The sequence below is a fragment of the Variovorax paradoxus genome (genome assembly GCF_040544635.1).
GTDB classification, from domain to species: Bacteria; Pseudomonadota; Gammaproteobacteria; order Burkholderiales; family Burkholderiaceae_C; genus Variovorax; species Variovorax paradoxus_R.
Genome location: NZ_JBEPKJ010000009.1, coordinates 149756 through 162983, shown reverse-complemented (window position 1 = coordinate 162983; position 13228 = coordinate 149756). Strand labels below are relative to the sequence as shown.

Here is a 13228-nt window from a genome sequence, read left to right as displayed (position 1 = left end):
TCGGTCAGGCGCTGTCCAGAAGCCATGTCTCGAGGCTGGCCACCGAATGGGCGACGAACAATGGCTTCAGCTCGTCGAAGCTTTCGGACTCGTGTGCGCCGTAGCTCACGCCCACGCTGGCGCAGCCGGCATTGAGCGCCAGCTGCAGGTCGTGCGTGGTGTCGCCGATCATCAAAGTGCGTTCGGCGGGTACCTCGAGCTCTTCCATCAGCTCCAGCAGCATGCGCGGGTGCGGCTTGCCGAATGTCTCGTCGGCGGTGCGCGAGGCATCGAAGCGGTCGCGCAGCGCGACCGACTTCAGCGCTTCGTTCAATCCGCGGCGCGATTTGCCTGTAGCCACGGCGAGCTTGTGGCCGCGCGCGCGCAAGGCGTCGAGCATCTGCAGCACGCCGTCGAACAGCACGAGGTCGTCCTGGTGCTGCAAATAGTGATAGCGGTAGCGCGCGCCGAGCTCGGCGTACTTTTCCTTCGGCACATCGGGGGCTGCGCGCGCGAGGGCCTCGGCCAGGCCCAGGCCGATGACCCAGGCGGCGTCGTTCTCGCTCGGCTTGGCGCCGCCGACGTCGATCACGGCGGCCTGGATGCAGCGCACGATGAGCCGCGTGGAGTCGTAAAGCGTGCCGTCCCAATCGAAGGCGATCAGGTCGAAGCGCAGGGGTCGGGAAGAATCAGTCATTGGCCGTGGGAGTGGGGTGTTGGGCAAGCGCCTCGAGCGCCTGGGGCGGCATCAACGCATGCAGTTCAGGCGGCAGGCCGGCCTGCAGCGCCACGCGTTCACCGGTCACGGGGTGGCTGAACTGCAATCGCCAAGCATGCAGAAACATGCGCTTGAGTCCGAGTTTTTGCAACACGCGCTGGCGTTCGAAATCGCCATATTTGTCATCTCCTGCAATCGCATGGCCGGCCGATGCAAGATGGACGCGGATCTGGTGCGTGCGGCCGGTCTTGATCGTGACCGCGAGCAGCGACAGCGGCGTCGCGTCGCCCGGCAGCGTGAGCCGTGCCAGCACGCGCACCAGGGTTATGGCGCGCATGGCATCGGGATGGTCCTTGGCGACCACGCGCACGCGGCGCTCGCCGGCACCTGCGCCATCGCCCGGCAGCAGATATTTGGCAAGCGGCGCATCGAGCACCTTCTTGTTGGCGGGCCAGGCGCCCTCGACCAGCGCGAGATAGGTCTTGCCCGTCTCACGCTCGCGGAACTGGTCCTGCAGGGCCACGAGCGCGCTGCGCTTCTTCGCCACCAGCAGAATGCCCGAGGTCTCGCGGTCGAGCCGGTGCACCAGCTCCAGGAATTTCGCGGCCGGCCGGGCGGTTCGCAATTGCTCGATCACCCCGAAGCTCACGCCGCTGCCGCCATGCACCGCCACGCCGGCGGGCTTGTCGATGGCAAGCACCGCCTCGTCTTCAAGCAGCACCGGAAATTCGCGCGCCGGCGCGGGCGGCGTGGCGCCTTCCTCGGCGCGCGGCGAGATCCGCACCGGCGGCAGCCGCAGCACGTCGCCGGCCTCGATGCGGGTTTCGGCCTGCACCCGCCCCTTGTTGATGCGCACCTCGCCCGACCGGATGATCCGGTAGACATGCGTCTTGGGGACGCCCTTCAGATGGCGGAACAGGAAGTTGTCGAGGCGCTGGCCCGCGGATTCCGCATCCACGGTAATGAATTTGATGGAGGCGTGCGGCGCCCCGGCCTCGACCGCAGCCTTTTGAACTGCGGGATCGGGAACTGCGGGATTTGGAGCGGCCGCGGGGCTTCGCTTCGCACCTATAATGTTTTTCACCAGCGCGGTCGTGTAAGTGCTTGATTAGACAGAAGTTTAGATCACTGCAGTCAAACGCCCAGGACAACGCTGCGAGGTCGATGCCGCTTTGGCGCCGAGACTGCAAACCCCGCGCAATTGCGCAAAGTGGCAGCCCCTGCGCCCAAGTCAAGCCGACACCCACGAAACACCGATACGGAATACCCAGCCTGCAGCTTCCAAGCTGCAAGCGGATCGAAGCGAGTCCCTTGTGTTGATGCTGCTGATTCAACTGTGCCTGCGTTGGCCCACCTGGCTTTTGCCAGCGGCCTCAGGCATTGAATCATCCGCACCGCGCGCCACCATTGCGCAACCAGCTATCAATAAGATAGCTGCTCAACACCGAATCTGGCTCGCGCCCATCCACGCGCCCCCACCCCGGCTGTCTTCTTGAGCTGATGCTCAAGAGGCCTGCTCGCGCTTGCCGCGGCAGTGACAGCATCCGGGGCCAAGCGGCAATTCCCCTCGTTTCGCGGGCGTCGTCCGTGCATCGTTGGCCCGTCATGGGCCTGTAGAACGATACATATAAGGACAACGCATCATGAAGCGGATGCTGATCAATGCCACGCAGGCCGAAGAACGCCGCCTGGCCATCGTCGACGGGCAAAAGCTCCTCGACTACGAAATCGAGATCGAAGGGCGCGAACAGCGCAAGGGCAACATCTACAAAGCCGTCGTGACGCGCGTCGAGCCCTCGCTCGAAGCCTGTTTCGTCGACTACGGTGAAGACCGCCACGGCTTCCTGCCGTTCAAGGAAATCTCCAAGCAATACTTCGCCGAAGGCGTTTCCGCCAACCAGGCACGCATCCAGGACGTCATCAAGGAAGGCCAGGAACTGACCGTCCAGGTCGAAAAAGAAGAGCGCGGCAACAAGGGCGCGGCCCTCACCACCTTCATCTCGCTGGCCGGCCGCTATGTCGTGCTGATGCCCAACAACCCGCGCGGCGGCGGCGTAAGCCGGCGCATCGAGGGCGACGACCGGGCCGAACTCAAGGAGGCGATGGACCAGCTCGAGTACCCGAAGGGCATGAGCATCATCGCGCGCACCGCCGGCATCGGCCGCTCGGCGCCCGAACTCCAGTGGGACCTGAACTACCTGCTCAAGCTCTGGACCGCCATCGACGGCGCGGCCAAGGGCGGCAAGGGCGCCTTCCTGATCTACCAGGAATCGTCGCTCGTCATTCGCGCCATTCGTGACTATTTCAATCACGACATCGGCGACATCCTGATCGACACCGACGACATCTACGACCAGGCGCAGCAGTTCATGGCGCACGTCATGCCCGAGCATGCCGCCCGCGTGAAGCGCTACCGCGACGACGCGGCGCTGTTCAGCCGCTTCCAGATCGAGCACCAGATCGAATCGGCCTACGCCCGCACCGTGCAGCTGCCCTCGGGCGGCGCCATCGTGATCGACCACACCGAGGCACTGGTCTCGGTCGACGTGAACTCGGCCCGCGCCATCAAGGGCGGCGACATCGAAGAAACCGCCACCCGCACCAACCTCGAAGCCGCCGACGAAGTGGCCCGCCAGATGCGCCTGCGCGACCTGGGCGGCCTGATCGTCATCGACTTCATCGACATGGACGAGTCGAAGAACCGCCGCGAAGTCGAAAGCCGCCTGCGCGACGCGCTCCGGCAAGACCGCGCCCGCGTGCAGTTCGGCTCGATCAGCAAGTTCGGCCTGATGGAAATGAGCCGCCAGCGCCTGAAGCCGGCGCTCAGCGAAGGCTCGTCGATCCCCTGCCCCCGTTGCGGCGGCTCGGGCCACATCCGCGACACCGAATCGAGCGCGCTGCAAATCCTGCGCATCATTCAGGAAGAGTGCCTGAAGGACAACACGGCCGCCGTGCACGTGCAGGTGCCGGTCGAAGTGGCGTCGTTCCTGCTGAACGAAAAGCGCCCCGAAATCGCCAAGATCGAACTCAAGCAGCGCGTCACCGTGCTGATGGTGCCCAACAAGACGCTCGAAACGCCGAACTACAAGCTCGAACGCCTGAAGCACGACGACCCGCGCCTCGACCACATCGAAGCCAGCTACAAGATGGCCGACGAAGTCGAAGACCCGACGGCCGTCACCCGCCGTTCGCAGGAACCCACCAACAAGCAGACGCCGGTCATCAAGGGCGTGCTGCCCGACGCGCCGGCGCCCGTGGTGCCGCCCAGGCCCGAAGCAGTGCGCACGCCTGCCGCCGTTGCCCCGGCACCGGTCGCGCCGCCTGTGGCGAGCGCACCGGCACCCGCCGAAATGGGCTTCTTCGCCCGCATCAAGAGCTGGTTCGGCGGCACGTCGGCACCGGCCCCTGCACCGGCCGTGATTCCCATCGAAGCACCGAAGCCCGCGCGCCGCGATGGCGGCCGCTCCGGCCGTGACGGCGAAGCACGTGGCGCCCGCGACGGCGAGCAGCGCCGCGGTGGCCGCGGCGGCGAAGGCCGCAGCGAAAACGGTGGCCGTTCCGGCGGCCGCGACGGCGAACGCCGCGGCGGACGTGGTGGCGAGCGCCGTGGTGAAGGACGCGAGCCGCGCGAAGGACGCAGCAGCGAAGTCCGCAACGAAGCCGTGCAACCGCGCGAGCAACGTGAACCCCGCGAACAACGCGAGCCACGTGAGCAACGCGAACCCCGTGAAGCACGCGGTCCGCGCGAGGGCGAACAGCGCCGCGGCGGCCGCGGTGAGCGCCGCGAAGGCGAAGGCCGCGAAGCACGGCCCGCATCGGCCGAGCTGATCGACGGCAACCTCGAAGCGCAACAACTCGCGCCCACCGGCGACGAAGGCAATGCTCCGGCGGAACGCGCACCCCGCGCCCGCGGCGAACGCCGTGAGCGTGCGGAACGTGGCGGTGAACGTGCGGACCGTGGCGAACGCGGTGAGCGCAACGAACAGCGCAATGGCACCGATGCGCCGCGCGAAGCGTCCGGCGACGACAACAACGTCGCCCCGCAGGACGGCTCGCAAGCCGAGCGCGCACCGCGCAGCGGCCGTGAAGAGCGCGGTCCGCGTGGCGATCGCAACGACGGCCGCCGTGAGCGCCGCAATGAAGGCCAGCCACGTTTCGCCAACGGCGAAGCACCGGCACCTGTCGACGAGGCAACTGCCGTCGCTTCGGGCGCTGAAGGCGAAACCGATGCCAACGATCAGGCACCGCGCCGTGAAGGCGAAGAGCGCCGCGGCCGTTCGCGCGACCGTTATGGCCGCGACCGCCGCGAACGCGGTCCGCGCGACGAAAGCGAAGCCAATGTGGCTGGCGCATCGGCCGACAACGCCTTGGCCGAGCCGAACGAAGCCCGCGCTGCAGTGCCCGCAGAAGAAGAATCGCGCGCACCCGCACCGCGGAGCTACTTCGACCGTCCTGCAACGGTGCCTGCACCGGTTGCGCCCCCGGTAGCACCCGTGGAAACCGTTGCACCGGTGGCAACGTTCACCCCTGCTCCCGTCGTGGCACCGATTGCCGTCGAGAAGAGCAGCAGCAAGCCCGCCGCCAACGGTCGTGCCTTGCCGAAGGTGCAGCCCTTCGAACTGCCCCTGAACGAACTCGCGCAAATCGCCGAGAGTTCGGGTCTGCAGTGGGTGAACTCGGATGCCGAGCGCATTGCACAGGCCCGCGCAGCCATCGCGGCCGAGCCGAAGCCGGTGCACGTGCCGCGCGAACGCCCGCCCGCAATCACGCTCGATGAAGGCCCGCTGGTGCTGGTTGAAACCCGCCGCGAGCTCAGCGCAATGACGCTGCCTTTCGAAAAGGCACCGTCCGACGCGCAAGGCGTGAACTGAAGAAGCTCATCAGGCCTCCGGGCCTGCAAGCTTTAAAAAACGGCGCCATTGGCGCCGTTTTTTATTGCGTTCTTATTGGGAGTGGGGGAAGTGGGAGATGTCAGAAGGGGCGGCAGGAACAGCAGATGCCTGCCCCGCCTTGCCCCGGCAACGGCCGGCCTGCAGCAACGCAGCACCGACGAATGCTCAGCTCAGCTCACTCAGGCTTTCTCGGTCTGCGCCGCGCGCTTCCAGGCTGCTGCGGCCTGCTCCGCATCGCCGCGTGCCTCGGCCAGTTCGGCCAACGCCAGCCATGCGCGGCGGTAAAGCTCGGTGTCCTGCAGGCCCAGGCCCGCCTGCATGAGCAGCTGCTGGGCCTTGCCCCAAAGCTGGCGCTTCATGCACGCCATGCCGGCAAGATATTGCAGGTTCGGATCGCTCGGGTTGTTGCGTTGCGCCGTTTCGATGCGGGCGAGCCAATCGGCATCCACTGAATCGAGCCCCGCCTCGAGCGCGCGAGCCATCTTGATGCGCAACGCATCCCCGAGACCGCGCGGCTGCGACACCATGCGTTCCCATGCCGGCAACAGCCAGCCGCGCGCCAGCGCCAGGTCGCCGCGCAGGGCCACCATGCGTTGGGCCGCATGAATCGCCACCTCGGGCATTTCGCGCTCGGCCGCATCGAGTTCGGCCCAGGCGCGAAGCAGTTGCGCCGGGTCATGCGCGCCGGACAGCAGCTCGGTGGCCAGCCCGCGCACGATGCTCTGCGCCGCCGCGTCGGAAAAGGCACGATGCTTGGCGAGCAGGCGCGCGGTTTCCAGCGCTTCGAGCGTGCGCCGATCCTGGCGGGCCGCTTTCAGGCGAATACGCAGCGCGAGCGTTCGCCGCTGCACGCCTTGCGGAAGCTCTTCGAGCCGTGCCATCGCGCCTGCGGGATCGCGGTCTTCGAGCGCCCAGCGCGCGGCGCGCAACTGCACGCCCTCGCGCGTCTCGGGGCTTGCCAGCACGGTGCGGTCGACGCTTTCATTGAGGGCTTGCTGCAGATGGGCATCGCGCGCCGGCCGGTCTTGCAGCGCCTGCGCGCTCTCGGCGGCCAGCAGATGCGAGATCACGCGGACCTGCTGCGCCTGCGGCAGGTCTGCGCCCAGGGCCGCCAGCGTTTTCTCTTGCACCAGCGCAGCTTGCGCGGCCTTGCGTGCACGCGAGAAGCGCCCCGACAGCAGTTGCACCATCGCGTCGAGCAAGGCCGAATGCAGCGTGCGTTCCTTTTGCTGCAGCCGCCACTGGCGAGCCTGGGTCGGAAGAGAGAACAGCGCCGCCAGGCCGCGCAGCGCAAGGTGCAGCAGCGCGAAGGCGCCCAGCAGGATCACCAGCACCAGGTTCAGCGAAAGATCGACGCGCCACGGGGGCCAGAACACGGTGATCGTGCCCTGGTTGTTGCCGGCGAACAGCGCCACCGCCGCGGCGATGGCGAACAGCGCCAGAAGCCAGAGTGCCGCCCGCATGATCAGCGCCCTGCCGCTGCCGTTGCGAGCGCGGCCAGCGTGTCGTCGATGCGCGGAGGTTCGGAGGTCTTCACCTGTGCCTGGAGCTGCTGCAGCAGCGTGGCGGCCGCTTGCGTGCGCCGCGATGCGGGATCGAAATAACGGTTCAGTGTTGCGGAAACCGTGGCGAGTTCGCTGCGCGCGGCATCCACCTGCCGCGACAGCAGCGAAAGCCGTGCATTGAGCAGCTTGAGCTTGAGGTTCTCGCGCAGGAAGTAAGTCTGGTCGGGCGCCAGCAGCACCGCCTCGGGCCGCTCGATGCGGCCGACGCGCACCAGCGATCGCAGTTCGGCGCGCACCGTCAGCAGCGCCCGCTCCCACCAGGCCGCATCGGCCGGAATGGGTTCGGGCTGCCAGGCGTTGAGCCCGGAGCCGCGCATGGCCACGGCATTGAGCGGCGGCAGGTCGTCCACGCTGCGCATCAGCTCGTCGAGTTTCTGCAGCGCCTCGGCACTGTCGGCGCTCGTGCTGCTGCGCAGGCGGTCGGCGTCGCGCTGCATGGCGCGCTGCAACGGCGCCAGCCTGGGCTGCGCGGCGCGCGCAATGCGCAAATCGCCGGACTTGAGCGCCGCAAGCAAAGGCTCCACACTGCCCGTGACCTGGGCTTGCTGCAGGGCCAGACGCACGGCCGATTCGATATCGACCACGAGGTTCTCGTCGCGCGAACGCGAGAGGCTCTGCATCAGTTCTTCGAGCTGCGAGCGCTGCAACGCGACTTCGGCAACGCGGGTTTCCGTGAGGGCGGCGCGCGCGGCGGTGTCACGCACGGTGTCCATCGCCTGCCGGGCGAGCGTGCGCGCCTCGAGCGATTGGGCCTGCGCATCCGCACTCTGGCGGGCCAGTTGCTCTTGCATGCCGCTGACCTTCTGCCAGAGCGAAATGGCGACCACCAGGGCCGCCAGGGCCACGATCGCCAACAGGCCGAAGCCGATGCGGGAAAGCATCGTCGCGGCGGCCGCCAATGACTCCGGCGACTGAGGCGCCGCGAGGGTTGCGGGCACCGGCGCAGCGGCAGATGGGGGGGAGAAGTCGTCGGACGGAGACGCGGCACTCATGTGAAGGATTCTATCGACGCGATCAAGGCCTCTCGCAGAGGCGTGCACACGCGCACCGAACCGAATCCCGCTGCCCGCGCCGCTTCGCCGATGCGCGCGTGAGTTGCCACCGCACTGGCTGCTTGCCAGCCGGTTGCGGGCATTGCCAGCCGCAAATTGGCGATCGCTTCGGAACTGCTGAACAGCCAGACCGCACGCCCCGCTGCACCATCGAGTGCCAGCGCACGTTCCTTGTCGCCAAAGGACGGCGGCAGGCGGCGATAGGCAACCACCGTGTCGCGCAGGCCCTGCGCGGCTTCGATCTCGTTGGCGAGCCAGTCGCGCCCCGTCGGGTTGCCCGCCGCGTCGCCGCCGCGGACGATCAGCACGCGCACGCCTGGCGAGACCTGGCCTCTCACCCGTTCCCACAACGCCTCGGAGTCGAATCGCTCGGCGTCGGGCGGCGGTGCGTCGATGGCTTCGTCCGGCACGCCGGCGCGCCGCAGAGCACGCGACGTGCCGGGCCCCGTGGCCCAGAAGCGCGGCCCCGTCGCGATGACTTTCTTCTTTTCTGCGTGAAGGAAGAAATTCTCGACCGCCGCGGCGCTCACGAACATCAACGCCGCATAGTCCGAAAGCCGGCCCCAGGCAGCGCGCAGCGGTTCGGCGTCGGCCGCCGGTTCGATGACGATCAACGGCAGTGCCGCTGCAGCGAGCCCCGCCGCGCGAAATTCGTCCACCCACTGCGCGGCCTCGCGCGCCGGCCGCGTGACGATGACGGGCTTTGCGGCCATTTTTCTTGAGTCAGCGCTCAGTGCGCGCCGGCGTCGCGCAGCAAGGCGGCGGCGCGTTCGCCGAGTGCGCCGGCCTGGGCGAAATCAGCCGCTTCGGCTTGCGCATGAACCCGCACCAGCGTGGCGCTGCCTTCCGGATCGCCCCAGGCGGCATCGATGCGCAGCGCGCCATCGGCTTGCCAGCGCGCATGCGCCGCCAGTGGCATCGAACAGCTGCCGCCCATCGACCGGCTCACCGCACGCTCGGCGGCAGTGGCCAGCCAGTCGCCTCTGTGCGACAGCGGGGCGAGCAATGCGATCAGGTCGGCGCGGTCGGCCCGCACCTCGATACCGAGCGCGCCCTGCCCCGCGGCCGGCAGCATGGTGTCGGGATCGAACGCAACCCGGATGCGCTCTTCGAGGCCGAGCCGCTTGAGCCCGGCCGCTGCGAGCACGATGGCGTCGTACTGGCCTTCGTCGAGCTTGCGCAGGCGGGTGTCGAGATTGCCGCGCAGCGGCTCGATGCGCAGGTCGGGCCGCATGGCGCGCAGCAGCACCACGCGCCGAAGGCTGGAGGTACCGACGACCGCACCCTGCGGCAATTCTTCCAGCGAGGCATAACGGGGGGACACCAGCGCATCGCGCGGGTCTTCGCGCTCCAGCACGCAGGCCAGGACAAAGCCCTGGGGCAAATCCATCGGCACGTCCTTGAGCGAATGCACCGCGATGTCGGCGCGGCCTTCTTCCAGGGCGAGTTCGAGTTCCTTCACGAAAAGGCCCTTGCCGCCCACCTTGCTGAGCGACTTGTCGAGGATCTGGTCGCCCCGGGTGGTCATGCCCAGCAGGCTGACGGTATGGCCTTTTTCTTGCAGCAGCGCTTGCACGTGTTCGGCTTGCCACAGGGCCAGCCGGCTCTCGCGCGTGGCGATCACGATATTGCTCAAGATCGCTCCCAAAAAGTACATGTTTCAGACCTCTGGAATGCTAGCATGTTGCGCCGCAGCAACGCAGGCGAAGTCTCCTTTCTAGTTCAGGAAAAACATCGAATGAAAGCCAGCAAGACACCTGCGCCTCCCAAGCGCCGGCAAGCCGAAGACCAGCCACTGATCGACGATATCCGGCTGTTGGGCCGCATCCTCGGCGACGTGATTCGCGAGCAGGAGGGCGAGGAGAGTTATGCACTGGTCGAGAAGATCCGCACCCTGTCGGTGGCTTTCCGCCGCGATGCCGACCATGCGGCCGACCGCGCGCTCAAGAACCTGCTCAAGGGCCTGAGTGCGGCCGAAACGGTGCGCGTGATTCGCGCCTTCACCTACTTCAGCCATCTGGCCAACCTGGCGGAAGACCGGCACCTGATCCGCCGCCGCACCGAGGCCGAGCGTGCCGGCGAAAGCGCCGACGGCGATCTGCAGACTGCCCTTGCGCGCATCCGCAAGGCCGGCGTCAAGCCCGACGAGGTGGTGGCGTCTCTCGCGCACAGCTATGTATCGCCGGTGCTCACCGCACACCCGACCGAAGTGCAGCGCAAGAGCATCCTCGACGCCGAGCGCGCCATTGCGCAGTTGCTCACCACGCGCGATGAAATCAAGCTGCGCCAGAACGCTTACGCGGGCGGCAAGGACGCGCTCACGCCGCTCGAATTTGCCGAGAACGAAACGCAGATGCGCATCCGCGTCACGCAGATCTGGCAGACGCGCCTGCTGCGTTTTTCCAAGCTCACCGTGGCCGACGAAATCGAAAACGCGCTGAGCTACTACGAAGCCACCTTCCTGCGCGAGATTCCGCGTGTCTATGCCGAGCTCGAAAAAACATTGAGCCAGGGCGGCGTGGTGCCCTCGGTGGCGCCCTTCCTGCGCATGGGCCAATGGATCGGAGGGGACCGCGACGGCAACCCCAACGTCACGGCCGAAACGCTCGAGTACGCATTGCGCCGCCAAGCCGAACTGGCATTGCGCCATTACCTCACCGAGGTGCACTACCTGGGCGGAGAGCTCTCGCTTTCGGCCACACTGGTGGACGTGTCGGTCGAGATGCAGGCACTGGCCGAGCGCTCGCCCGACACCAGCGAACACCGCAAGGACGAGCCATACCGCCGCGCACTCACCGGCGTGTATGCACGCCTTGCGGCCACGCTGCGCGACCTGACTGGCGGCGAGGCCGCGCGCCATGCCGTGCCGCCGCAAAACCCCTATGCCGCGGCCGAAGAATTCCTGGCCGATCTTCATACCGTGGAAGAGTCGCTCAACGAAAAGCACGGCAGCGTGCTGGCCGCCCCACGCCTGCGGCCGTTGATCCGCGCGGTCGAGGTGTTCGGTTTTCACCTGGCCACGGTCGACCTGCGCCAGAGCTCCGACAAGCACGAGGCCGTGATCGCCGAGCTGCTGGCCACCGCGCGCATCGAGCCCTCCTATGCGTCGCTGGCCGAAGAAGCCAAGCAGCAACTGCTGCTCAAGCTGCTCGACGACGCACGTCCGCTGCGCGTGCCCGATGCGGAATATTCGCCGCTCGCGCAGAGCGAACTCGCGATCTTCGCGGCCGCGCGCAGCGCGCGTGCGCGCTACGGCGCGGCAGCCATCCGCCACTACATCATCAGCCACACCGAAACCGTGAGCGACCTGCTGGAAGCGCTGCTGCTGCAAAAGGAAGTGGGCCTGCTGCGCGGCGCGATGGACAGCAACGCGACCTGCGACCTCATCGTGGTGCCGCTGTTCGAAACCATCGAAGACCTGCGCAACGCCGCCCCCATCGTGCGCGCCTTTTACGCCCTGCCCGGCATCGCCGAACTGATAGAGCGCTCGGGCGCCGAACAGGACGTGATGCTCGGCTACAGCGACAGCAACAAGGACGGCGGCATCTTCACGAGCAACTGGGAGCTCTACCGCGCCGGCATTGCGCTGGTGGCGCTGTTCGACGAGCTCAACAAGAAGAAGAAAACCAACCCGATCCGCTTGCGCATGTTTCATGGCCGCGGCGGCACGGTGGGGCGCGGCGGCGGCCCGAGCTACCAGGCCATCCTGGCGCAACCTCCGGGCACGGTGCGCGGCCAGATCCGCCTCACCGAACAGGGCGAGGTCATCGGCTCGAAATACGCCAACCGCGAGATCGGCCGGCGCAATCTCGAGACGCTGGTGGCCGCCACGCTCGAAGCCACGCTGCTGCCGCAGAGCAAGTCCGCACCCGCCACCTTTCTGTCGGCGGCCGGAGAGCTGTCGACCGCGAGCATGGCGGCGTACCGCAAGCTGGTCTACGAAACCCCGGGCTTCGGCGACTACTTTTTCGGTTCCACGCCGATCCGCGAGATTGCCGAACTCAACATCGGCTCGCGCCCCGCGTCGCGCAACCCGAGCCACAAGATCGACGACCTGCGCGCCGTGCCGTGGAGCTTCAGTTGGGGCCAGTGCCGGCTCACCATACCGGGCTGGTTCGGCTTCGGCTCGGGCGTGGAGCAGTTCCTGGCGTCAGCCGTAACGCCGGCCGCACGCAAGGAACGCATCGCGCTGCTGCGCCGCATGTATGCGCAGTGGCCGTTCTTTCGCACCCTGCTCTCCAACATGGACATGGTGCTTGCCAAGAGCGACCTCGCACTGGCTTCGCGCTATGCCGAACTGGTGACCGACCGCAAGCTGCGCCAGAAGGTGTTCTCGATGATCGACACCGAATGGCACCGCACCTCCGATGCGCTCACGCTGATCACCGGCGCGAAGCAAAGGCTCGAAGGCAACGCTGAAATGCAGCGCTCGGTGCGCCACCGTTTTCCATACATCGACCCGCTGCATCACCTGCAGGTCGAACTGATGCGGCGCTATCGCGCGGGCGAAGGCGGCGAGCGGTTGCAGCGCGGCATTCACATCTCCATCAACGGGGTTGCGGCCGGCTTGCGCAACACCGGTTGAGCGCGCGAAATCGATTAGGGAGAAAGGCCTAGAAAGGCGCCTTGTGCGCCTTTTCCTACGCAAACAATCGCGCAATAGCAATCTGTAAGGTCAATTAAGAGAGTAGGGTCGGGGACGTTCAAAGTTTCTCGCTATCTCTCGCAATCGCGCGGCAGCTCGAGTCGTATTCAGGAGCCCGTTGCAATGTCTAACCCACAGTCTCTCACCCACTCGCAGATCGATTTCGTCAATAACGATTTCGAAGCGCTGGCTTCCCACATGCGCCATTGCGCACGGGCTCACGGGCGATGGTTCTCGGTGCGAAGCCACATGCAGCGGGTGCGCGCACTCGCTGCGGGCCGGATTGTCACGCTGGCTTGCGTTGCGGCTGCTTTTGGTATCGGGCTGTTCGCCGTCGCTTGAGGGTGGCCGACCCTGAACCGACCCGGGTTGCAGCT

General features: G+C 66.9%; 9 protein-coding genes. 3 read left to right on the top strand and 6 right to left on the bottom strand.

Annotated features, from left to right (window positions below; all coding sequences use genetic code 11):
* Window positions 1–4: 4 nt before the first annotated feature.
* Both ABIC94_RS16610 and ABIC94_RS16605 read right to left on the bottom strand, forming a co-directional pair.
* On the bottom strand, window positions 5–676 hold the full coding sequence (locus tag ABIC94_RS16610; RefSeq protein WP_354374103.1) for an HAD family hydrolase: 672 nt from the start codon (window positions 674–676) through the stop codon (window positions 5–7).
* Window positions 669–1781, bottom strand: a complete 1113-nt coding sequence (locus ABIC94_RS16605; RefSeq protein WP_354374102.1) for an RluA family pseudouridine synthase — start codon at window positions 1779–1781, stop codon at window positions 669–671. The genes ABIC94_RS16610 and ABIC94_RS16605 overlap by 8 nt, the downstream gene beginning before the upstream one ends.
* 559 nt (window positions 1782–2340) lie before the next feature.
* Between ABIC94_RS16605 and ABIC94_RS16600 the strand changes: the two genes are divergently transcribed.
* Window positions 2341–5568 (top strand): Rne/Rng family ribonuclease, encoded by a 3228-nt coding sequence (locus ABIC94_RS16600; RefSeq protein WP_354374101.1) that lies wholly within the window; start codon window positions 2341–2343, stop codon window positions 5566–5568.
* A 200-nt stretch (window positions 5569–5768) separates the two neighbouring features.
* On the opposite strand, the gene ABIC94_RS16595 is transcribed toward ABIC94_RS16600, so the two are convergent.
* Genes ABIC94_RS16595 through hemC form a run of 4 tightly spaced genes read right to left on the bottom strand, consistent with a single transcriptional unit; the run spans window position 5769 to window position 9863 of the window.
* Window positions 5769–7052 carry a heme biosynthesis HemY N-terminal domain-containing protein gene (locus tag ABIC94_RS16595; protein ID WP_354374100.1) on the bottom strand — a complete coding sequence of 428 codons (1284 nt, stop codon included), beginning with the start codon at window positions 7050–7052 and terminating at the stop codon, window positions 5769–5771.
* Between the two features lie 2 nt (window positions 7053–7054).
* Window positions 7055–8146, bottom strand: coding sequence for a uroporphyrinogen-III C-methyltransferase (locus ABIC94_RS16590; RefSeq protein ID WP_354374099.1), 1092 nt, complete (start codon window positions 8144–8146; stop codon window positions 7055–7057).
* Window positions 8143–8919, bottom strand: coding sequence for a uroporphyrinogen-III synthase (locus ABIC94_RS16585; RefSeq protein ID WP_354374098.1), 777 nt, complete (start codon window positions 8917–8919; stop codon window positions 8143–8145). The genes ABIC94_RS16590 and ABIC94_RS16585 overlap by 4 nt, the downstream gene beginning before the upstream one ends.
* A gap of 17 nt (window positions 8920–8936) precedes the next feature.
* Window positions 8937–9863: a hydroxymethylbilane synthase gene (hemC, locus tag ABIC94_RS16580; protein ID WP_354374097.1), complete on the bottom strand. Its 927-nt coding sequence runs from the start codon at window positions 9861–9863 to the stop codon at window positions 8937–8939.
* An 81-nt stretch (window positions 9864–9944) separates the two neighbouring features.
* On the opposite strand from hemC, the gene ppc reads away from it, so the two are divergent.
* Together ppc and ABIC94_RS16570 are read left to right on the top strand one after the other, a co-directional pair.
* Window positions 9945–12791 carry a phosphoenolpyruvate carboxylase gene (gene ppc, locus ABIC94_RS16575; protein ID WP_354374096.1) on the top strand — a complete coding sequence of 949 codons (2847 nt, stop codon included), beginning with the start codon at window positions 9945–9947 and terminating at the stop codon, window positions 12789–12791.
* A gap of 183 nt (window positions 12792–12974) precedes the next feature.
* Entirely contained in the window at window positions 12975–13193 is a 219-nt protein-coding gene (locus ABIC94_RS16570) for a hypothetical protein (protein ID WP_354374095.1), read from the top strand.
* Window positions 13194–13228: the final 35 nt, after the last annotated feature.